20 protein-coding genes and 1 pseudogene are annotated in these 19915 nt (G+C 72.0%); 13 read left to right on the forward strand and 8 right to left on the reverse strand.

Going from position 1 to position 19915, the window contains the following annotated elements:
• The first annotated feature begins 237 nt into the window (after window positions 1-237).
• Genes iorA through KA217_04635 form a run of 3 tightly spaced genes read left to right on the forward strand, consistent with a single transcriptional unit; the run spans window position 238 to window position 3960 of the window.
• Entirely contained in the window at window positions 238-2067 is a 1830-nt protein-coding gene (iorA, locus tag KA217_04625; GenBank protein ID MBP7711734.1) for an indolepyruvate ferredoxin oxidoreductase subunit alpha, read from the forward strand.
• Window positions 2068-2084: 17 nt separating this feature from the next.
• Window positions 2085-2678: an indolepyruvate oxidoreductase subunit beta gene (locus KA217_04630; GenBank protein MBP7711735.1), complete on the forward strand. Its 594-nt coding sequence runs from the start codon at window positions 2085-2087 to the stop codon at window positions 2676-2678.
• A 37-nt stretch (window positions 2679-2715) separates the two neighbouring features.
• Complete coding sequence (locus KA217_04635; GenBank protein MBP7711736.1) at window positions 2716-3960, forward strand: phenylacetate--CoA ligase; 1245 nt, start codon at window positions 2716-2718, stop codon at window positions 3958-3960.
• Here the strand turns inward: KA217_04635 and KA217_04640 are convergent.
• Complete coding sequence (locus KA217_04640; protein ID MBP7711737.1) at window positions 3954-4571, reverse strand: DUF2238 domain-containing protein; 618 nt, start codon at window positions 4569-4571, stop codon at window positions 3954-3956. The two genes, KA217_04635 and KA217_04640, sit on opposite strands and share 7 nt — an antisense overlap.
• A gap of 209 nt (window positions 4572-4780) precedes the next feature.
• Here KA217_04640 and KA217_04645 point away from each other — a divergent pair, with 209 nt between their 5' ends.
• From KA217_04645 to KA217_04655, 3 genes are read left to right on the forward strand one after another with little or no spacing between them, the layout of a single operon-like run.
• Window positions 4781-6175 carry an MHS family MFS transporter gene (locus tag KA217_04645; protein ID MBP7711738.1) on the forward strand — a complete coding sequence of 465 codons (1395 nt, stop codon included), beginning with the start codon at window positions 4781-4783 and terminating at the stop codon, window positions 6173-6175.
• Between the two features lie 7 nt (window positions 6176-6182).
• Window positions 6183-7904: a cation:proton antiporter gene (locus KA217_04650; GenBank protein ID MBP7711739.1), complete on the forward strand. Its 1722-nt coding sequence runs from the start codon at window positions 6183-6185 to the stop codon at window positions 7902-7904.
• Window positions 7901-8680 carry a hypothetical protein gene (locus KA217_04655; protein MBP7711740.1) on the forward strand — a complete coding sequence of 260 codons (780 nt, stop codon included), beginning with the start codon at window positions 7901-7903 and terminating at the stop codon, window positions 8678-8680. Before KA217_04650 ends, KA217_04655 begins: the two co-directional genes overlap by 4 nt.
• Window positions 8681-8817: 137 nt before the next feature.
• Here the strand turns inward: KA217_04655 and KA217_04660 are convergent, their stop codons facing one another.
• Together KA217_04660 and KA217_04665 are read right to left on the reverse strand one after the other, a co-directional pair.
• The gene (locus KA217_04660; GenBank protein MBP7711741.1) at window positions 8818-9324 is read right to left on the reverse strand and encodes a DUF1269 domain-containing protein; all 507 of its coding nucleotides are present in this window, start codon (window positions 9322-9324) and stop codon (window positions 8818-8820) included.
• 112 nt (window positions 9325-9436) lie between these two features.
• A complete protein-coding gene (locus KA217_04665) occupies window positions 9437-9628 on the reverse strand; it encodes a hypothetical protein (protein MBP7711742.1) in 192 nt (63 codons plus the stop codon).
• A gap of 128 nt (window positions 9629-9756) precedes the next feature.
• Between KA217_04665 and KA217_04670 the strand changes: the two genes are divergently transcribed.
• Together KA217_04670 and KA217_04675 are read left to right on the forward strand one after the other, a co-directional pair.
• Window positions 9757-10521 carry a helix-turn-helix transcriptional regulator gene (locus KA217_04670; GenBank protein ID MBP7711743.1) on the forward strand — a complete coding sequence of 255 codons (765 nt, stop codon included), beginning with the start codon at window positions 9757-9759 and terminating at the stop codon, window positions 10519-10521.
• Window positions 10522-10717: 196 nt separating this feature from the next.
• Window positions 10718-12376 (forward strand): fatty acid--CoA ligase, encoded by a 1659-nt coding sequence (locus KA217_04675; protein MBP7711744.1) that lies wholly within the window; start codon window positions 10718-10720, stop codon window positions 12374-12376.
• Between the two features lie 156 nt (window positions 12377-12532).
• Here KA217_04675 and KA217_04680 read toward each other — a convergent pair whose 3' ends face one another.
• The 4 genes and pseudogenes from KA217_04680 to KA217_04695 all read right to left on the reverse strand — a co-directional run bounded on the left by KA217_04680 (window position 12533) and on the right by KA217_04695 (window position 16585).
• The gene (locus KA217_04680) at window positions 12533-13663 is read right to left on the reverse strand and encodes a metal-dependent hydrolase (protein MBP7711745.1); all 1131 of its coding nucleotides are present in this window, start codon (window positions 13661-13663) and stop codon (window positions 12533-12535) included.
• Between the two features lie 850 nt (window positions 13664-14513).
• Window positions 14514-14759: pseudogene (locus KA217_04685) on the reverse strand (ATP-binding protein).
• Between the two features lie 499 nt (window positions 14760-15258).
• Entirely contained in the window at window positions 15259-15543 is a 285-nt protein-coding gene (locus KA217_04690) for a hypothetical protein (protein MBP7711746.1), read from the reverse strand.
• 100 nt (window positions 15544-15643) lie between these two features.
• On the reverse strand, window positions 15644-16585 hold the full coding sequence (locus KA217_04695; protein ID MBP7711747.1) for a hypothetical protein: 942 nt from the start codon (window positions 16583-16585) through the stop codon (window positions 15644-15646).
• Between the two features lie 126 nt (window positions 16586-16711).
• Between KA217_04695 and KA217_04700 the strand changes: the two genes are divergently transcribed.
• The 3 genes from KA217_04700 (at window position 16712) to KA217_04710 (ending at window position 18027) form a co-directional block, all read left to right on the forward strand.
• Entirely contained in the window at window positions 16712-17203 is a 492-nt protein-coding gene (locus tag KA217_04700) for a helix-turn-helix transcriptional regulator (GenBank protein ID MBP7711748.1), read from the forward strand.
• A 110-nt stretch (window positions 17204-17313) separates the two neighbouring features.
• Window positions 17314-17565: a redoxin domain-containing protein gene (locus KA217_04705; GenBank protein MBP7711749.1), complete on the forward strand. Its 252-nt coding sequence runs from the start codon at window positions 17314-17316 to the stop codon at window positions 17563-17565.
• Window positions 17566-17574: 9 nt separating this feature from the next.
• Window positions 17575-18027 carry a redoxin domain-containing protein gene (locus KA217_04710; GenBank protein MBP7711750.1) on the forward strand — a complete coding sequence of 151 codons (453 nt, stop codon included), beginning with the start codon at window positions 17575-17577 and terminating at the stop codon, window positions 18025-18027.
• 92 nt (window positions 18028-18119) lie between these two features.
• Here KA217_04710 and KA217_04715 read toward each other — a convergent pair whose 3' ends face one another.
• Entirely contained in the window at window positions 18120-18620 is a 501-nt protein-coding gene (locus KA217_04715; protein ID MBP7711751.1) for a DUF3597 domain-containing protein, read from the reverse strand.
• A gap of 164 nt (window positions 18621-18784) precedes the next feature.
• Between KA217_04715 and KA217_04720 the strand changes: the two genes are divergently transcribed.
• A complete protein-coding gene (locus KA217_04720; GenBank protein ID MBP7711752.1) occupies window positions 18785-19468 on the forward strand; it encodes a class I SAM-dependent methyltransferase in 684 nt (227 codons plus the stop codon).
• Between the two features lie 171 nt (window positions 19469-19639).
• On the forward strand, window positions 19640-19906 hold the full coding sequence (locus tag KA217_04725) for a GlsB/YeaQ/YmgE family stress response membrane protein (GenBank protein ID MBP7711753.1): 267 nt from the start codon (window positions 19640-19642) through the stop codon (window positions 19904-19906).
• The last annotated feature ends 9 nt before the right edge of the window (window positions 19907-19915 follow it).

The raw sequence follows: 19915 nt of genomic DNA on the forward strand, positions 1-19915 counted from the left end.
GTGCGGGCCGTGCGCGCCGTGTCTGGAGCCCGTGACGCCCCGAGGGCGGACGGGACCGAGGCCGAGGCTACCACCCCGGGAATTTCGTGCAACCCCGTACCTCGTGCAACCCCTTCCCTCGCGCGCCCCGGGGTCACGAGGCGGCACGCTCCCGCGATATACTGAAGGCCGGCATCGGACACAGGCCCCGGCTGCGCGGGAGCCGAAAGGGCGGGCGGACCGCCGGGGTTCTGCATCGTGGCGACCGAATTCCTGATGGGCAACGAGGCGATCGCGCTCGGCGCGATCGCGGCCGGCGTGGGCGTGGTGACGGGCTACCCCGGCACACCCTCGAGCGAGATCCTGCAGACCGTCGCCAAACGGAGCCCCGGCGGGATCCACGTCGAGTGGTCCGTCAACGAGAAGGTCGCCCTCGAGGTGGCGGCGGGCGCGGCCTTCGCCGGCGCGCGGGCCATGGTGACCATGAAGCAGGTCGGTCTGAACGTGGCCTCCGACCCGCTGATGAGCCTCGCCTACCTCGGGGTGAAGGGCGGGATGGTGGTGGTGGTCGCCGACGACCCGGGGCCGATCTCCTCCCAGACCGAGCAGGACACCCGCACCTTCGGGCTCTTCTCCAAGCTGCCGGTCTTCGACCCGGCCTCCCCCGAGGAGGCCTACGAGATGATCGGCGACGCGTTCGAGCTCTCCGAGCGCTACGGCACGCCGGTGCTGTTCCGGCCCACCACCCGCGTGTGTCACGGCAACGCGCCGGTCACGCTGCGCGAGGGGCGCACCGCCGTGGTCCCCGAAGGCTTCGTGAAGGACCCGCGCTGGGTCATCTTCCCGCGCCTGTCCTACGAGAGCCACCTGCGCATCGAGCAGACCCTGCCCGTCATCGGCGAGGCGTTCTCGGGCTACCGCTTCAACACCCTGCGGGGCGAGGGCACGCTCGGTATCGCCACCCAGGGGATCAGCACCGCCTACGTGGGCGAGGCGCTGGCCGCGCTCGGCGCCGGGGTCCCGGCGCACCGCCTGCTGCGCGTCGCGACCCCGCACCCGTTCCCGAAGGCGCTGGCGCTCGAGTTCCTCGCGGGGCTCGACCGCGTGCTGGTGGTCGAGGAGCTGGACCCGGTCATCGAGCGCGAGCTGCAGCGCCTCGCCGGCGAGCGCCACCTGCCGGTGACGGTGCTCGGCAAGGCGAGCGGCGCCGTCGCGTCCGCCGGGGAGAACAGCGTCGAGTCCGTGACCCGGGCGCTCGCCGGCTTCTTCGGGCTCCCGGACCCGGTGCTGGCCGCCGTCACCCCGCCCGGCGAGGCCCCGGCGCTGCCCCTGCGCCCGCCGGTGCTCTGCGCGGGGTGCCCACACCGCTTCTCCTACCTCGCCGTGAAGCACGTCATGCGCAAGCGCAAGGCGGTGTTCGGCGGCGACATCGGCTGCTACACGCTCGCCAACGCCGACCCGCTGAACATGGTGGACACCTGCCTGTGCATGGGCGCGGGCATCACCATGGCCCAGGGGCTGCACGTGGTCCAGCCCGACGTGGTGCACTTCGCCTTCATCGGGGACTCGACCTTCTTCCACACCGGGATCCCGGGCGTCATCAACGCCGTCTACAACCAGACGCCCATCGTGGTGGTCGTGCTCGACAACTCCACCACCGCGATGACCGGGCTGCAGCCGCACCCGGGGACGGGGGCGACCATGATGGGGTCGGTGGCCGAGAAGGTCGACATCGCCACGGTGCTGCGCGCGATCGGCGTGAAGCACGTGGAGCAGTGCGACCCGCGCCAGCTCGAGGAGGCCGAGGCCGCCGTCACGCGCGCCGTGGACGCGGCGGCCGCGGGCGTCTCGGCGGTCATCTTCGAGGCGCCCTGCATCCACCTGGAGCCCGCGGGTCCCATGTACCGGGTCGACCCGGACAAGTGCCAGTGCAACCTCTGCGTGACGCGCCTCGGGTGCCCGGCCATCCTGAGCGTCGCCGGCAAGGCGGTGATCGACGAGTCGCTCTGCTACGGCTGCGACCTCTGCGCCCAGGTCTGCCCCTTCGACGCGATCTCGCCCGTCACGGCGGGGGAGGCGGGGAAGTGAGCCGCACCACCAACATCATGATCGCAGGCGTCGGCGGGCAGGGCACCGTGCTCGCCGCGAAGCTCGTGGCCCGCGCGGCCATGGACGCGGGGCTCGCGGTGCGCAGCTCCGAGACCATCGGCATGGCCCAGCGCGGCGGGTCCGTGGTGAGCCACGTGCGGGTCTCCGACGGCCCCATCGACTCGCCGCTGATGGCCCGGGGCACGGCGGACGTGCTGCTCGGGCTCGAGCCCGGCGAGGCCGTGCGCTGCCTGCCCTACCTGCGCCCCGGCGCCACCGTGATCGCCAACGCCCACCCCGTGCCGCCGGTGTCCGCCGCGCTCAAGCGCGCCTCCTACAGCGGCGAGGCGATGCTGGAGTACCTCGGGCGCACCGGGGCGCGGCTGGTGGTGGTGGACGGCGACGCGGTGTGCACCGAGGTGGGCTCGCCCCGGGTGCTGAACGTGGCGCTCCTCGGCGCGGCGCTCGCCACCGGCGCGCTCGGCTTCACCACCGCGCAGCTCGAGGCCGCCATCCGCGAGTCGGTGCGCAAGAAGTTCGTCGACATGAACATCCAGGCGCTGCACGCGGGCGCCCGCGCGGCGGGCGCGGGACCGGGTGCGGGCGCGTGACCACGACCGCCCGGCAAGCGACGAGGGGGGAGACCCAGTGAGCGAGAACCAGTTCAAGAGGCCGGAGCTGCTCGAGTCCCTCCGGGGCCTCCTCGGGCGCATCACCACCCGGAGCCCCTTCTACCGCAAGAAGTTCGCGGGCATCGACCTCGCCGACGTGCGCACCTGGGAGGACTTCGAGCGGCTGCCCTTCACCGAGAAGGCCGACCTGCGCGAGGCCTACCCGCTCGGGCTCCAGGCCGTGCCCGACGAGGACATCGTGCGCATCCACTCCTCCTCGGGGACCACCGGCACGCCGGTCATCATCCCCTACACGCGCCAGGACGTGGAGGACTGGAGCGAGATGTTCGCCCGCTGCTACGCGATGGCGGGCGTCACCCGCACCGACCGCGTGCACGTGACCCCCGGCTACGGCCTGTGGACCGCGGGCATCGGCTTCCAGGCGGGGGCCGAGCGGCTCGGCGCGATGGTGATCCCCCTCGGCCCCGGCAACACCGACCGCCAGCTGCAGATGATGATGGACCTGAAGAGCACGGTGCTCTGCGCCACCTCCTCCTACGCGCTGCTGCTCGCCGAGGAGATCGAGCGGCGCGGCATCCGCAGCAAGATCCACCTGCGCAAGGGCATCATCGGCTCGGAGCGCTGGGGCGAGAAGATGCGCCGGCGCATCGCCCAGGAGCTGGGGGTGCAGCTCTACGACATCTACGGGCTCACCGAGATCTACGGGCCCGGGATCGGCATCTCGTGCGAGCACGAGTGCGGCATGCACTGCTGGGACGACTTCCTCTACTTCGAGGTCATCGACCACCACACCGGCCAACAGGTCCCGAACGGCGAGCTGGGCGAGCTGGTCATCACGACCCTGCGCAAGCAGGGCGCGCCGCTCATCCGCTACCGCACGCACGACCTGACCCGCCTCATCCCCGGCGAGTGCGCCTGCGGCTCGCCCTATCCGCGCATCGACACCATCATGGGCCGCACCGACGACATGGTGAAGGTGAAGGGTGTCATCATCTACCCCGCGCAGGTGGACGAGGTCCTGAAGGGCGTCGAGGGCGCGAGCAGCGAGTTCCAGGTGATGATCGACCACCTCGAGGGGCGGGACGTGATGACCGTCTTCTTCGAGACCACCGAGGGCGCGCACCGCGAGGGGGTGGAGGCGATGGTGCGCCAGCGCTGCAAGGAGCGCATGGGCATCTCCATCGTGCCCAAGGCGGTCGGCATCGGGGAGCTGCCCCGCAGCGAGAAGAAGACGCCCCGGATCTTCGACAACCGCTACTGACGGCGCCGCTCGCGGACCCAGCTCGCCAGGGCGACGAGCAGCATGGTGATCGTCGCCCCCTCGGCCGCGAGCAGCATGTCCTTGTGCGCGTCCCAGGGGTCGCCCTGGGCGCCGAGGAAGGCCATCCCGGCTCCAGGGTCCACGTGGGCGGCCACCCCCCACTCGACGAGCTCGTACATCGCGGAGAAGGCGAGGGTGAGCTCCACCGGCAGCCAGTAGCCCCAGAACCCTCCCGACTTCGCGACCCGCAGGAACATCTCGCGCATGGGGTAGGCGAGCAGCAGCCCGAAGGCGAAGTGCACGAGCCGGTCGTACATGTTGCGGTCGGCCCCGAACCAGCGCTGCAGCGTGTAGCCGAAGGGCGCCTCGGAATAGGTGTAGTGCGAGCCCACGAGGTGCAGCGCCATGAACAACACGATCAGCGTGTAGGAGGCGTTCGAGAGCCGGAAGTAGCGCCCCGCGAGGACGATGATCGGGACGAAGAGGAAGACCAGCAGGTTCTCGAGCAGCCAGTCCTTGGGGTACTTCGGCTCGACCGCCGCCCACACCCAGACCCCGAGGAACGCGAGGAAGAGGAAGAGGTGGTAGCGCGTGAAGTGGGGCTGTCTCATCCTCACCAGTCTGGACGAGCGTTTGGCCCCTACGCAACTCGCCGGGACGCCAGGCCCGCGGGCCGGGTTTGGCGCGGCGGCTTCCATGCTGCGAAGATATCCCCCGAGCGGGAAGTCATCGCCCGATGCGGGAAGTCCCCCCCGAGCCCGAGGCCGTCATCGCCCGAACCGGGCGGGCTCGGGCCCTCGCCCCACCCGAAGAGGTCCCCATGTCCACGGCAGACCAGACGGAAGTCCAGCGGGCTCCCCAGGCGGCCCCCGCGAGGCCGGGCGAGCCGGCCCCCGGCACCCCAGCCAACCCCCGCTCCCGGGTGATCCTCGCCACCCTCGGGGGCACGACGGTGGAGTTCTACGACTTCTACGTCTACTCCACCGCGGCCGTGCTGGTGTTCCCTCACCTCTTCTTCCCGACCGGCAACGAGACGACCTCGCTCCTGTCCTCTTTCGCGGTCTTCGGCGCCGCGATGATCGCCCGGCCCGTCGGTGCGGTCTTCTTCGGACACCTGGGCGACAAGCACGGGCGCAAGGCGACGCTGGTGGGGGCGCTCCTCACCATGGGCATCGCGACCTTCCTCATCGGGCTGCTGCCGACCTACGCCTCGGTGGGCTGGCTCGCCCCCCTGCTGCTCGTGGTCCTGCGCCTGACCCAGGGCTTCGCCCTCGGGGGTGAGTGGAGCGGGGCGGCGCTGGTGGCCACCGAGAACGCCCCCGTTGGCCAGCGCGCCTGGTTCGGCACCTTCCCCCAGCTCGGCGCCCCCATCGGCTTCGTCATCGCCAACGGACTCTTCCTCCTCATCGCCGCGCTGCTGCCCTCGACGGAGCCGGGAAAGCCCTCGGCGGCGTTCCTCGACTGGGGCTGGCGCGTGCCGTTCCTGTTCTCCTTCGTCATGGTGGCCGTGGGGCTCTGGGTGCGGGTGCACCTGGTGGAGAGCCCGGTGTTCTCGAGAACGGTCCACGCGGGGCGGATCCAGAAGCTCCCGGTCGCCGCGGTGTTCCGGGGGCACTGGCGCGAGCTCGTCCTCGGCACCTTCTTCATGCTGGCCACCTACGTCCTGTTCTACCTGATGACCGCGTTCTCCCTGAGCTACGGGCGCGCCCCCACCGACGCCGAGCTGCCGGGGCTCGGCTACGCCTACAACACCTTCGTGCTCATGATGATCGGCGGCGTGCTCTTCTTCGGACTCTTCACCATGCTCTCCGGGCCCTGGGCCGACCGCTTCGGGCGGCGCAAGACGCTCATCCTGGTGACCCTCGGCATCATCGCGTTCGGTCTCGCCTGGGTGCCCCTCCTGCGCGCGGGCTTCCCCGGGGTCATGGCCTGGCTCGTCATCGGATTCTCGCTGATGGGCATGACCTTCGGCCCCATGGGCGCGCTCCTCCCGGAGCTCTTCCCCACCAACGTGCGCTATACCGGCTCCGGGATCTCCTACAACGTGAGCTCGATCCTCGGCGCGGCGGTCGCCCCGATCATCGCCGTAGCCCTCTGGAAGATCGGCGGGGGCAGCCCGTTCTGGGTCGGCGTCTATCTCTCCTCCATGGCGACGCTGACCCTGATCGCCCTGGTGCTGAGCCGGGAGACCCGCGACGTGGATATCTGCGCGTGAGCCGCCGATGATCGAGCAACCGCTCGTGCAGTTGCTGCTCCTGCTCGGCGCCGCCGTCGGCGCCGTCACCGCGTTCCATCGCCTCAAGATCCCGCCCGTGCTGGGCTACCTGCTCGTCGGGGTGGTGCTCGGGCCCTACACCCCGGGACCGGTGCTCGAGGGGCACCAGCTCCGGCTGCTCGCCGAGTACGGGATCGTGTTCCTGCTCTTCACCATCGGCTTGAGCTACTCGCTGCCCCAGCTGCAGGCGCTGCGCCACACGGTGCTGGTGCTCGGCACGGCGCAGGTGATCCTGACGACCGCCGGCGTCGGACTGCTCGCCTGGCTGGCGGGCCTCTCGCCCGCCGCCTCCTTCGTCGTGGGCGCGGTGTTCGCGCAGTCCTCGACCACGGTCATCAGCCGCCAGCTCGACGACCAGAACGAGGAGCACACCGCGCACGGGCGGCTCGGGCTCGCCATGTCGGTGTTCCAGGACGTCACCACCGTGCCGCTCATCGTCATCATCCCGGTGCTGGGGCAGGCGGCCGACGCGCGGGCGCTGGCGGCGTCCCTCGGGGGGGCCGTCGGCAAGGCCGCGCTCGCGTTCTTCATCGTCTTCTTCGCCGGGCGTGCGCTGCTGCGGCCGTTCTTCCACGCCATCGCGGAGCGGCGCTCCTCGGAGCTCTTCACGCTCGCGGCGATCTTCGTCTCGCTCGCTGCGGCATCCATCACCAGCAACTTCGGGCTCTCGATGGCCTTCGGGGCCTTCCTGGCCGGGATGATGCTCGGCGAGACGGAGTTCCGGCACCAGATCGAATCGGCCATCCGGCCCTTCCGCGACGCCCTCCTCGGCCTCTTCTTCATCGGCATCGGCATGCTCTTCCAGCTCTCCGCGTTGCCGGACATCTGGCACCTGGCGCTCGCGGGGGCGGTCGTCCTGCTGGTGGTGAAGACGTTGATCGTGGCGCCGATCGTGCGCTGGTCGGGGGTCGACCCGGTGACCGCCTGGCGCAGCGCCCTGGTGCTCGCCGTCGGCGGGGAGTTCGGCTTCGCGCTGCTCGCGATCGCCCACACGGGCGGGGTCATCGGCGGGCGCGCCGAGCAGGCGGTGCTGACCGCGGTGCTGCTGTCCATGGTCCTCGCGCCCTTCCTCATCCGCTACAACCGCGCCATCGCGATGTGGGTCACCGGGCGCAAGGAGGAGGGGGACCAGCCGGTCCTCCCGGCGGTGGACCCCGCCGTGGTGACGGCGCTGAAGGACCACGTGATCATCTGTGGCTACGGGCGGGTGGGGCACGCGGTCGCGGCGCTCCTCGCAAACAAGGAGGTCCCGTTCGTCGCCTACGACGGGGACCTCACGCGGGTGGCGCAGGGCCGGGCCGTGGGTCACCTGGTGCTCTACGGGGACGTCTCCGACCCGGGGCTCTTCGCGGCCGCCCACGCCGAGCGGGCGGCGCTCGTGGTGGTCACCATCAACCACACGGCGACCGCGGAGCGCATCGTGTCGCTCCTGCGCAGAGAGTATCCGCACCTGCCCATCATCGCCCGTGCCTGGGACCTGGAAGGCAGCTCCCGGCTCCTGGACGCGGGCGCGACCGAGGCCTACCCGGAGGCGATCGAGGCGAGCCTGCGCCTGGGGGCCGCGGCCCTGCAGATGATCGGCGCCTCCCCGGAGCACGTGGACCGGCTGGTGCAGAGTGTCCGGGAGGTGGATTACGAGCCGGTGCGAGAGGGGAGCCCCGTCGAATGACACGTGCCCTTGCCGTTGCCCTCGCCGTCGCCCTGCCGTTGCTGGCCGCGTGGCCGCCCGGGTCGCCGGCTGCGGCGGCCGGTGAGCGCCCGGAGCCTCCGGAGCCGGTGCACGATCTCCCCACCATCTCCCGGGACTGGACGCCCTTCGGCTGGTTCGGGGACTGGGCCGTATACGACGCGCCGGCGGCCGAGAGCCCCGGGATGTCCCCCGGGCCCGACGAAGAAGACGCGCCGCTCTCCATCGCCTTCACGGGCAGGGCAGTGCCGGGGCTCGGCGCCTACGTGGAGTGCCGGTCGTGGATGTGCGGCACGAGCCTGCGCTTCGGTGTCCTGGTGGGGCACGACGTCCTCCGGGTGCGGGGGCGCGCGGACAGCCAGCCGTCCCGGGCGAGGGCCCGGTTGCTGCTCGAGCCGAACGCCGGCTTCTCCCACGAGACGGAAGCGCTGCTCAGCGTCGCCGACCAGGGCTACCCGCTGCAGCTATCCATGCTGGTCTCCGCGCTCCTTCCCGACGGGCGCCCGTTCCACCGCCTGATGCGGGAGTTCAGCCCGACGCTGCCCCACGACGCCCTGAGCGAGCTGAGGCGCTCGAGCGGCCTGCGGGCCCACGTCCTGCACGGCGACGGTACCAAGCGCGTGCACGAGATCTCCCTCTGGGGATTCTCCCAGGCGATGGACCTCATGGAGCTGAAGTGCCGGCACCTCGCGGAGTCGCGCGGGGCGCTGAGGAAGGATACCTGCCGCCGCCTGCTCGAGAGCGAGCGGCGGCAGTAGCGGGGGCGTCCGTCCCGGCGGGCAACCCTGGTGGCGGGTAGCCCCAGCGCCGGGTAGCCCCGGCGGCGGGGCGGCGGGGCGGCGGGGCGGCAGGGAGCGGGGGGGCTGCGCGGCGTCGAGGCCCCCCCGGGGGGCGCTCAGGGGGCCACGATGGGCTGCGCCTCGATGAAGGCCCGCAGGCTCTGCTCCTCGTCCTTGGTGAGCGAGGTCTGCAGGATCTTGCCCTTGCCCTTGAAGGAGGTCAGCTTCTCCATGAGCTTGTCCGGGGTCGCCTTCTTCACCAGGATGAAGATGGCGGCGCAGCCGGGCTTGAAGTTCTCGGCCAGCTCCTTCATGAACTTGTCGTCGATCCCCATGTCGGTGAGCGCACCGGAGATCGCGCCGGCGCCGGCGCCGAGGGCCGCGCCGAGCAGCGGGTTGAGGAACAGGAACCCGATCAGCATTCCCCAGAAGCTGCCGCCGACCGCACCCATGGCGGTCAGGTTCATGGCCTGGTGAAGCGAGACCTTGCCCTGGTCGTCCTTGGTGACGATGACCACGTCCTCCATCTCGATCAGGTACTCCTTCTGCAGCTTGGAGAGCGCCGCGCGCATCTCGAAGGCCAGTTGCTGCTCGGGGAAAGAGATCACGATCAGGCTGCTCATGGGCGACTCCTCTTCGGGTTGGGGGGCCCGGGCGCCGGAGGGCGGTGCGCCCGGACGGCGGTGCCCCAGGTCCCCGGGGACCCCTATGGTAGCCGACCCCGGGGACGGGGGGTCACGCGGGGGCCGGCACGAGGCTCGAGACGGCGCGGTGCACCCGCTCCATCTCGCCCTGGATGATCCCGAGGAGGGTTGCCAGGTCACCCCCGGTCACGGGTAGCCGCTCCCGGTCGCAGATCAGGGTCGCCAGACAGGCGATGGAGCGGGTGAGCTCGCGCAGCCTGTCGATGATGTCCAGCACGTCCATGGTGAGGCTCCTCTCTTCGCTCAGGGACTGGGAAGAGGATGGGCGAAGGTATCTGAATAGTAAACTGCGACCTTCCGGGTGGCCGTCTATAATGCGTCCAGTATCACCTGGAGATACGATAGGCCCCCGTGAGCCCCGTCCAGAGCCTGGTGGACGCCCTGAAGCGGGCCCTGCGCGCCGGTGGGGTCACCTATGCCGACGTGGCCCGCGACCTCGGCCTGAGCGAGGCGAGCGTCAAGCGGATGTTCTCGCGCGGGGCGTTCACCCTGGAGCGCTTCGAGGCGGTGTGCCGGATGGTCGACCTCGGCATCACGGACCTGGTGCGCCTGCAGGAAGAGGGTGAGCACCGCATCTCCCACCTCACCCGGGCCCAGGAGGAGGAGCTGGTCGCCGACACGCGCCTGCTCCTGGTGGCGCTCTGCGTGCGCAACCGCTGGGGGCTCGAGGACATCGTGCGCGAGTACGAGATCTCGGTGCCCGAGTGCGTGCGCCTGCTCGCTCGTCTCGACCGCCTGCGGCTCATCGCGCTGCAGCCGGACAACCGGGTGCGGGCGCTGGTGGCGCGCGACTTCCGCTGGCTCGCCGGCGGGCCGATCGAGCGTTTCTTCGAGCGCCACGTGCAGGACGAGTTCCTGGACGCGGCGTTCGCCCAACCGGAGGAGCGGCGTCTGTACCTGAGCGGGGCGATCTCCCCGGGCTCCGCCGAGGCCCTCGCGCGCAAGCTCGATCACCTGGCCGCGGAGTTCGCGGAGCTGCAGGCGGCGGACGCCCCGCTGCCGCTCGCCCAGAAGCGCAACGTCGGCCTCGTGCTCGCCACGCGGGCCTGGGAGCTGGCGGTCTTCGCCGCCCTGCGCCGCAGACGCGGGGACGGGGGAACGGTCCAGGACCGCTGAGCCCTGGGGCGGCCGCGGGCCGCGGGCCGCGTTGCCGCTGCGGCCCGCGTTGCCGCTGCGGGTGGCCTCCTCTATGCTCCTTCGCAGCTCCTTCGCGCTCCCCTGCCGGCAGGCCGCTCGCCCCGCAGGGGCCCCGCGGCCTCGCGTCCCGGGCCGCCCCGTCTCCACCCCGTCATCGAGCATCAGGGAGAGCAGCATGCCGGTAAGAATCGTTCCCTCGACGCCCTCCGCCTACCGGTTCCCGCTCCTCATCAAGCACCTGCTGCACACACCGCTCGCCACCGCCCCGGAGCGGGAGATCACCTACCAGGGCAAGGTCCGCTACGACTACCGCACGCTGGCCGAGCGCATCGCCCGGCTCGCGAACGCGCTGCAGTCGCTCGGGGTCGAGGCGGGGCACACGGTGGCGATGATGGACTGGGACAGCCACCGCTATCTCGAGTGCTTCTTCGCGGTGCCGATGATGGGCGCCATCCTGCAGACGGTGAACGTGCGCCTCAGCCCGGAGCAGATCCTCTACACGCTCAATCACGCCGGGGCCGACGTGCTGATCGTGAACAGCGATTTCTTCCCGCTCCTCGAGCAGCTCGCGCCGCGCCTGGAGACGGTGAAGACCTTCGTGCACTTCTCGGACGAGGGCCACGCGCCGCCCGCCTCGCTCCCGATGCACGCCGAGTACGAATCGATGCTGGCCGCCGCGGCGACGGCCTTCGAGTTCCCCGACTTCGACGAGAACGCCCAGGCGACGGCGTTCTACACGACGGGGACGACCGGTGAGCCGAAGGGTGTGTACTTCAGCCACCGCCAGCTCGTGCTGCACACGCTGTCCTGCGCCGCGGTGGTGGGCGGGTCGGACCGGGAGGGCCACGTCCACCGGGAAGACGTCTACATGCCCATCACGCCGATGTTCCACGTGCACGCCTGGGGCTTCCCGTACCTAGCGACGATGCTCGGGATGAAGCAGGTCTACCCGGGCCGCTACCAGCCCGACCTCATCTGCCGGCTCATCGCCGAGGAGGGCGTGACCTTCTCGCACTGCGTGCCGACGATCCTGCACATGATCATGAGCCACCCCCAGGCGAGTCGCACCGACTTCTCCGGCTGGAAGGTGGTGATCGGCGGCTCCGCACTGCCCGAGGCGATGGCCGTCGCGATGCAGAAGCGCGGCATCGACATCTTCACCGGGTACGGCCTGTCGGAGACCTGCCCGGTGCTCACGATCTCTCAGCTCGAGAACGCGGACCTGGCGCTGCCCCTCGAGGGGCAGGCGGTGATCCGGGCGAAGACCGGACGCCCGATGCCGCTGGTGGACCTGCGCATCGTCGACGCCAACCTGCGCGAGGTGGAGCACGACGGGAAGGCGACCGGCGAGGTCGTCGTACGCGCGCCCTGGCTCACGCAGGGCTACATCCGCGCGCCCGAGGCCTCCGAGGCGCTCTGGGTGGGCGGCTATCTGCATACCGGCGACATCGGCCACATCGACCCGGCCGGCTACCTGAAGATCACCGACCGCATCAAGGACGTGATCAAGACGGGCGGCGAGTGGGTCTCCTCCCTGCAGTTGGAGGACATCATTGCGCGCCACGAGGCGGTCAAGGAGGTCGCGGTCATCGGCGTCCCGGACGAGAAGTGGGGCGAGCGTCCCCTCGCGCTGGTGCTGCTCAAGCCCGGGCACGCGGGCGAGGTCACCGAGCACGCCCTGCGCGGCTTCGCCGCCCAGGTGGTCGAGGCGGAGGGCATCTCCCGCTACGGCGTCCTGCTGCAGGTCCGCTTCGTGAAGACCCTGGTCAAGACGAGCGTCGGCAAGATGAACAAGCGCCTGATGCGGGCGGACCCGGAAGCGCTCTGCATGTGACCCCGCTGGGCCCCGGGGCGCGTCCGGGACCCCCTGGCGCGAGCCAGGGCCCCGCGAGCCCGAGCAGGAGCCAGGGGCCTGCAAGCCCCAGGGCGGCCACCAGCCAGAACGCCGCGAGCCGCCGGCTGGCGGGCCGTCCCGCCGGGGCGGACGGCGTCAGGGGGGACAGGGTGCCTCCCCCCCGGCGCAACCGGCACCCGTCCACCGGCCGAGCGACTCCGGCAGCGCGGGCCGCCCGGCGGGCGGCAGGGCAACCTCCGGCACCGCCACCCCCGGGGCGTGGCGCACCTGGGCAACGAGGTCGACCTCGCGCAGAGGGGTCTCGCCGAGGGCTGCCACGCGGTCCGCGCCGGCATAGGCCAGGGTGACCCGGTCGCCGGAGACGGCGACGGTGGGCGGGTCGCCGCGGGCGCCGGGCGCGGTGAAGGTGCCGAGGAGGTACACCCGGCCCAGGGGCTCGAGGGGTGCGAGGGCCTGCACCAGCGCCCGGGCGCCGATGCGGGGGGTCTTCAGCGCGAGGGAGGTGGTCTCTTCCGCATCCCCCGGGACCAGGACGGCCCGCTCCGGGTGCCAGTCGGCGGAGGACGCGGGTCCCACCGAGCGCGGGCCGAGCGGGGTGGCGACCAGGAAGCCGCCCTCGGCGAACGGCCCCAGCACCGGGTAGCAGCCCGAGACGTCGGCGTGGGTGCGCCGGTCGCGCCCGCGCAGGGACAGGGTGAAGGCGCGCGACCCCATCCCCGCGTCGTAGGCGCGCCGGGCGGAGCCGATCTCCCCGAGCCCCGCGCGGATGAGCCCCTTCGCCCCGAGCCCGCTCGCGGCGAGCGGCATCGCGAGCGCGCCGAGGAGCGCCACGACCACGAGGAACGCGAGCTCGCCCCCGCCCCCGGACTCGATGCGGTAGCGGGGGTTCCCCGGGACCACGCAGCGCACGCGGCTCGGCCACAGCCAGGCGACCCCCGCGGGCGTCGTCATGTCGGCGAGGCTGTGGCTCGCCCAGCCGGCGAGGAGCGCGAGGGCGTGGCCCGGCGGCAGGAGGGCCCAGGCGGCGAGGCCGGCGCCTGCCTGCAGGAGCAGGGAGTGGGTCAGCGTGCGGTGGCCGAAGCGGTCCTCCAGCCAGCCGCTCGCGCCCGGCAGCAGCCTGCCGGCCCAGGACTGGCGCAGGTCGAGATCGGGGAGCACCGCGCCCAGCAGGGCGCTGGCCGCCTCGGCGAGCGCGGGCACCCGCCCGGAGACGACGCAGGCGAGGAGGTAGGCGCTCTGGCCGGTGACCAGGTGCGTGGGCGTCATCACCGGGGCCGCCTCCCGCCCGGGCCCCGCCTGCCACTCGGGCCCCGCGCGGGCCCCCTCACCGGAACCGCCCGAGGAGCATGCGCAGGCCCACCAGGAGCGAGGTCACCACGCCGGACAGCACGAACAGCTCCACGTCGTTCGCGCCCCGGGCGATGTAGCGCAGGGCGACGAAGGCGACGAGGGCCACGAGCAGCAGTGGGGTCATGTCGAAGTACCTCGCCCCCGCCTCGTGGCGGTAGGCGCGCACCCCGGCGAGGGTGACCAGAGCGTCGTGGGCGGCGGCGCCGACCATCCCCTCGATCGCCGCCGGCACCCCCCCGCTCTCGTGCTCCACCGCGCGCAGGAAAGCCTCGCGCACCCGCGGGCTGGCGAAGGCGACCGGCCTCTCGGCGAGCCAGCGCTCGGCCAGGGCCCGGGTCGCGGCCCGCGGCAGGGGGCCGAGGTCCACCACCCGGTGGAAGCGCCAGAGGAGCTCCTCCAGGTGGGGGCGGCGCCGGCCGGCGTCACTCGCCGCGGCGAGGGGCGCCACGCTGGCGAGGGCGAGGAGGAGCTCGGCGCGGGCGGGCGGGAGGTCGATGGACTCCACGAACACGACGGCGCCCCGGTCCCGGACGGACTCCACGACGAGTGCCACCACCTCCCGGGACGGGGCCCGGGCCAGGGCGCCGCGCACCCACTCCCAGCGCAGCTTCCCCGCCCGGTAGGCCGCCGCCCGGTGGCGCTGGGGGACCAGATGCTCCGGCACCTGCAGCCCCACGGCCCGGTGCGCCTGCTCGGCCAGCTCGCCGGCCATCGCCCGGGTGTCGGTGTCCCGGACCCAGAGGCAGGGCCGGTCGGCCGAGATCCGCCGGCGGGCCTCGGCGAGCAGCGCCGACTTGCCGATCCCGGGACGCCCCCGCACGAGGACCGAGTGCCCGGCCGCCAGGGCCGCGCACACTTCGGCTACCTCGTGATCGCGGCCAACAAGGCCTGCAGGCGGCTCCACTCGTTTCCCCCGTGCCGGCGCGCGGCGGCGAGCAGGGCGGTTTCGAGATCGGCCCGCGTACGCTGGGCGCGTTGCTCGTCCTCCTGCACCCGCTCGGCGTCCGCCCAGAGGGAGGCCGCCTCCGCCAGACCCTCTGCCACCTGCTGGCGGCGGTAGTCCAGGCGGTCCCGGTGGAAGCGGCGCAGGGTCTCGAGCTCACGGAGCTCCCCGGCGCGGGTGCAGAGGCGCTCGAGGTCGGCGAGGAACGCCTCGGTGGCGGCCCGCTCCTCGCGCCGCCACGCGGTGCGGGCCCGGGTCGCCTCGAGCTCCTGCCTGCGGTCGAAGAGCGGGATGCGCAGGCGCAGGGCGGCGTTGGCGCCCGCGGCGTCGAGGTCGGTCGTCTTCTGGGCGTAGCCGAGCACGAGGTCCGCCGACCAGCCGTGCTGGTGGGCCTGGGCGGCCTGCTCCTCGCGCCCGGCGACGAGCACCGGGTGGGCCGAGAGTACCAGCCGGACCGCCTCCTCGAGCGCGTCCGCGTCCCCGCAAGCCCTTGCAGCGGGAGCGGCAGCCAGAGCCAGGGCGAGCAGGGCCACGGCGGGCAGGACCAGGCCGCCCCTCGGTCGCCCGCTCACAGCGGCAGCGACCCCTGCTCGGGCGTGAAGTCCACGAACACCCGGCCCTGCATCACCGCAAGCAGGTCCCGCACCTTGGCCAGGTCCTCGCCCCGCACCGCCTCGCCGAGCAGCACCACCTGGAGCCGTCCGTCGCCGGTGATCTTCACGAAGTCCACCCGCACGGGGAGGGCGCGTACCTCCCCCGCCTCCTCCGTCCCGAGGGGACCCTCGCGCCCGGCCGCGCCCCCGGTCCGGAACACCCGCTCCGCGCTCTCCAACACGGCCAGCCTGCTGTTCATGCGGTCATCTCCTGTCACGGTTCGCATCGCACGGTTCGCATCGCACGGTTCGCATCGCACGGTTCGCATCGCAACCCCTCACGGCAAGCTTGAGGAGCACTCACCCAAGGCACGCCCGGGCGGCTGCGGCCCGCTCCGGGCCTGCCAGAGGGGAACCGCCGCCAATCGCGCGGCGCAGTCCGTCCACCCGGGCCCGCGCCTCCCCGGGCGCGAGCCGGGGCGGCGCCACCGCACGCAACCCCTGTCTCGCCCCCGGCTCGCGCAGACGCTCCATGGCCTCGAGCGCCCGGGCCCTCTGGCGGGCCTCGGCGACCCGCAGCCCCGGTGTCGGGTCGAAGGTCCCCGCCTGCCAGCGGCGCACCAGCGCCGCCAGCACCGCGAGCGGGGACTTGCGCACCTGACCGGCCTGGATGGCCGCAGCCACCACGTCCAGCAGCGCCTGGTCCTCGGCGCCGACCGGAGCCACGAGCTCGGTGGCCTGCCGGCGCTCACCGTCGCTGAGGGAGCGGTGAAAGGCGAGATCGGGACGACCACCACCACGCAGGGGGACCGGCAGGCGAACCACGTGCGCGCCCGATCCCCGTGGTGGTGGTATTTCTTGTCTTTCTCCTGATCCAGGGACTACCTCCTGGGATCCAGGAGGTACTCCTCCGCGCGCGTGGGGAGCCGTCCCGCAACAGGGACAGCGGGCGTCCCGATTCGGGGACGGGGGACGCCCCGTTTCGGGACGGGTGTCCCGTTGCGGTACGCCGCAGGGCTCGAGGTCGACCGCAAGCAGCTTGCCCCGGGCCCCGGGGCGCGAGCGCAGGACGCCGAGGTGCTCGAGCTCCAGCACCGTCTCGCGGCAGTGCGCGGGGGTGATGCCGGTGAGCCGGGAGAGCTCGGTGGAGGAGACCTCGACGGCGGCGAGGGCCGTGCCGGGGAGGCCGCCGGGGAGGGCGCCGCCGAGGGAGAGGGAGAGGACGGCGAGGAGGACCTTGTACTGGCGCTTGCCGAAGGGCTGGCGGGCGAGCGCGGCGAGGAGGGTGTCGAGGGCGGTCATGAGGCATCTCCATGAGCAAATGACATTACACAAATGAGAGTAGATGCCATATACGCATTGCGCAAGGCGTCCTCATGACGCCTTCACATGAGCTCGTGAGCATGATCTGTTGGCATAGGGCCTGCTATGCTTGATGCCATGGAGACATTTTCGGCCCAGCTCGGCGCCCGCATGCGGGCCGCACGCAAGGCGGCGCGGCTCAGTCAACACCAGTTGGGCGAGGAGGTGGGGCTCGACCAGGCCTTCATCAGCCGGCTCGAGACCGGCGTTGCGGAGGGCACCCCCGCGCAGATGATGGCGATCGCCCGGGCCCTCGGCGTCTCCGTCTCCGGGCTGATGGGGGTGGAGCCGGTCCTGGAGCCGGTCCGGCCCCGGGCCGTGCGCAGCCGGAAGGACGTCCTCGACGACCCCGGCGCCCCGGCCGGTCTGCGGGCACTCGCGGAGGACCGGGCGCTCACGACGAGCCTGCGCGTCGGGGAGCTGGAGTGGCGGGCGCTCGCGTCCATCGAGCTGCCCGCCCCGGCCACCAAGGAGGGGTACGTCGCGGTGCTGATGGCGGTGCGGGGGGCCTCGGGCGCGGCCGGCCCGGGCGCGGCCGATCCGGAGGAAAAAGGCTAGGGCCGGGAGCAGCCCGCCGCGACACGACATGGATCACTTGTTGGCCCACGCGCGCGTCCGGTATGTTGCGGGTGGGCGAGACCGTAGTCGCCCCCAGGAAAGGAGGCAGCATGGCAGAACAACCCCAGGGATGCGCCCGGGTGTCGGGGTCGGTCGAAGGGGCCCTGCCGGACACGCAACCCCCCCAGGAACTCATGAAGCCACAGGAGTCGAATCGAATGGTCGCACGCGTCGGGCAGAAAGCCCCTGACTTCACCGCTCCCGCGTATTACCGGGGCGGTTTCACCAGCGTCAAGCTGTCGGATTTCGCCGGCAAGTGGGTGCTGCTCTGTTTCTACCCAGGCGATTTCACGTTCGTTTGAGCGACGGAAGTGTCGGCGGTCGCCGCACAATACCGTAAGCTGCAGGAGCTCGGTGCCGAAGTCATTTCTTTCAGCGTGGACAGCCACTTCGTCCACAAGATGTGGAACGACCACGAGCTGAGCAAGATGGTGGACGGCGGCGTGCCGTTCCACATGGCCTCGGACCAGGCAGGAAACGTCGGCCGGGCGTACGGTGTCTACGACGAGAGTCAGGGCATCGAGCTGCGCGGCCGTTTCATCATCGACCCGGACGGCGTGATCCAGGCGATGGAGGTGCTCACGCCTCCCGTCGGCCGCAAGTTCGCCGAGTCGATCCGCCAGATCCAGGCCTTCCAGCTGGTGCGTGCCTCGGGCGGCAAAGAGGCGACCCCCGCGGGCTGGGAGCCCGGCAAGATCACCCTGAAGCCGGGTCCCGGCCTGGTGGGTAAGGTCTGGGAGGTCTGGAAGCCGTCGATGGAGTAGACGAACCGGGGATCTGCGGGTCCCCGGCCTTGCGAAGGGCCTCACCGGCTGGCGCGTCAGGGACCGACGCGCCAGCCTTCACCCGACCCCTGTCAGTCCAGAAGCTCCTGCGGGATGTTGCCGCCGTTTTCGGCGAGCCTGCGCAGGACCGTCTTGTGCAGCCACACGTTCATGCTGGCGGAATCGCCCATCAGGTTCGCGGGGCATCCGAGCTCCGTGGCGAGCTCCTTGCGGGCCGCGAGGCTGCTGTCGAGCTCCAGGAGCTTCAGCAGGTCCACGATGGAGGTCTTCCAGTTCAGTTTCTGCGGGTTGGCCTTGGCGAGACCTTCCAGCCTGGCGACCACGTCCACGGTGGAGATCGGGGCGGGCGAGGCCTTGGCCGGGGCCGCTGGCGCAGCCGCAGCCGCTGGAGCAGCCGCCGGGGCCACCGCCGCAGGTGCACTTGCGGGGGCCGCCGCGAGTCCGGCCTGACTCCCGGCCGGGGCGGCCTGGGTCACGGGTGCAGCGCCAGCCGGCGCCGCCGCCTCGCTCGCGGGCTCTGCCCGGGCGCCGGAGAGCCCGACCTTTTCCAGTAGCTTGCTGAAGAAGCCCATGTGCGTATCCTCCTCCTTTGATTTGGTGGTTTGGCCGGGAGATGGTAACACCGGGGGATCCGCGGGTGGGCCGGGCCCCGGCCGTGATGCCGCCAGCGGGTGACGGGGCCGGGAGGCCGTTCCGGCCCTCGGGGGCGGCGACGCAACGAGGGAGGGCACGCACCGTGAAGCGCTTTCGCCGGGTCTACTACGACCTGTTTTCCCGCTGGTACGACCGCGTCATCGCGATGCACTCGGGCGACGCGAGTGCGCGGGCGCGGGATTTCCTGGTGGAGCGTGCGGGGGTCAGCGCGGGCGGCCGCGTCCTCGACCTGTGCACCGGCACGGGCGCCGTGGCCCTGCGGGCGAGGCGCGCGACGGGGCCCGGCGGGCTCGTGGTGGGGCTCGACTTCTCCACCGGGATGATCGGCAGGGCGCGGGCGAAGGCGGGGGCTGGGCAGCCGCCGGCCTCACCGGAGGCGGAAGAGAATCGGGCGCCAGTCCCCCCGGGGCTCGGGTTCGTCGTGGGCGACGCCTCCCGGCTGCCCTTCGGCGACGGCAGTTTCGACGTGGTCACCTGCTCGCACGCGATGTACGAGCTCAGCCCCGAGGTGCGCGACGGCGCCCTCGCGGAGGCGCGCCGGGTGCTTCGCCCGGGCGGCCGTTTCGTGATGATGGAGCACACCGAGCCGAGCCACCCGGTGACGCGCTTCCTCTACGGCGTGCGCCTCGCGGCGATGGGCTCCGCGAAGAACCGGGACTTCGCACGGGACGAGAGGCCGTTCCTCGGCCGGCACTTCGCCGACGTCACGCTCGAGCTCTCGTCCACGGCCCGCTCGAAGCTCGTGCGCGGGGTGAAGAGGGTGTGAAGGCGGGCGAGAAGGCGGCGTGAACAGGGCGCGAAGGGGGTAGAGAGAGGGGAGGGCAGGGCAGGGCAGGGGGGATGGGAGCGGGTGCCCGCCGGATGGTCTCCGCCCCCCCCGGTCCGGTAAGCTCAGGGCTACAGTCTCGTTTCCTCACGTTCCCAAGGAGAACTGCCCATGCCTGTCTGGTCTCTGCTCGTCTGGATCCTGGTCGGCGCCGTCGCCGGCTTCGTGGCCCGCAAGCTCGTCGGCGGTACGCCGCCCTTCGGCACGATCGGCGACGTCATCCTGGGGATGGCCGGTGGCGTGGTCGGCGGCTTCCTGCTCGCGGTCGCGGGCATCCAGGGCACCGTCGGCGGCCTGCTCGGCACGGTCGTCACGTCCATCATCGGCGCGGTGGTGCTCGTCTGGCTGTCCAACCGCATCAAGATCAAGTCCAGCTAGACCGGTCTC

The sequence above is a fragment of the Gammaproteobacteria bacterium genome (assembly GCA_017999615.1).
Classification (GTDB): Bacteria; Pseudomonadota; Gammaproteobacteria; order JAABTG01; family JAABTG01; genus JAGNLM01.